Consider the following 1,127-nt stretch of genomic DNA (forward strand, 5'->3'; position numbering starts at 1 on the left):
AATGCCATCGCAGCAGCCCACCACACCCAGTGCCCTGTTGGGTCAGTATATTTCAACGGGTTGTTATACACGTATGCGTAACGGTTGTAACTTTGGCTAAAGCTCGGCTCTGGCACGAACGTATCGGCACTTAAGAAACGACCAATCACAGGGTCATACAAACGCGCGTTCATATTAATAAGACCACTGCTATTGCCAACATTTTCATGCCCAGTAAAGCCGCGCATTTCTGCGTTGGTAAACATTGGGGTTGCTTGCAACTCAGCAGAGGCGAGTAGCTCACCAAATGGCGTATAGCCACGCTCAATCTGCACTTGTCCGTTCGGGTCTGTAATGAGGTCAGCCGTACCAAGAGCATCACGATGGAAATAAGCTGTGCGGTCAATTTGTTTTTCGCTGCCAATTAACGTTTTGACATGCTCTGCAACCGCTTGGTTATCGGCAAGGAAGCGGTGACGCATTGTTGTCACGGTCTTACCGCTGTTATCCGTTGATAATTCAAGCTGATATTCAGGACTAATGTAGTAAGTCGTCACACCATCAGAGGTTTGTTTCACACGTTCACGTTCACTGCCATACTGATATTGCACGATATTGCCATTGTCGTTGATATGTCTAGCTTTGTTAAACGAGTTCCAAGCAAGTGTACGGCCACGACCTGCCAGCATGTTGCCGTTGGCATCATAGGTATATCCGTTCGTTAACTGACCATTTGGATTGACTTCAAAGTCACCTTGATCGGTTTTATACGTCAAGTTGCCATAGACATCGTAACGATAGTCGCGCTCAATAGAGGAGACACTCTTGTTATCGCTGAAGTTCCACTGCGTTAGACGGTCAAAGTCATCATACTGGTAGTATTCAGATTGATTGCGTATCGCACTGACTTTACTTAACACATTACTGCGCTCGTCATAGGTATAATTGATATCACGCAGATAGGTATCGCCCATGCCTGTAGTGATGCGTTGAACCGTACCACGAGAGCGGTCTATATCACGTCGAGTTAGTAGACCATTGCCAAACAGTTCACCACCGATTCGACCGAAGTTATCACGGCTGGTCGCCACCCAAACAATTTCAGCCGTTTCATCCTCAAGACGCTGATCCATGATTTCTTGAAGCTC

Annotated in this window: 1 protein-coding gene; it reads right to left on the bottom strand. The window is 46.8% G+C overall.

The features are described from left to right. Positions 1-1,112, bottom strand: a 1,112-nt coding sequence (locus QTN95_RS20770) for an RHS repeat-associated core domain-containing protein (protein ID WP_331418868.1), incomplete at its 3' end; no start/stop codon positions are given. Positions 1,113-1,127 lie beyond the last annotated feature (15 nt).

It is taken from the genome of Vibrio sp. M260112 (genome assembly GCF_036533775.1).
In the GTDB taxonomy this organism is placed as follows: domain Bacteria; phylum Pseudomonadota; class Gammaproteobacteria; order Enterobacterales; family Vibrionaceae; genus Vibrio.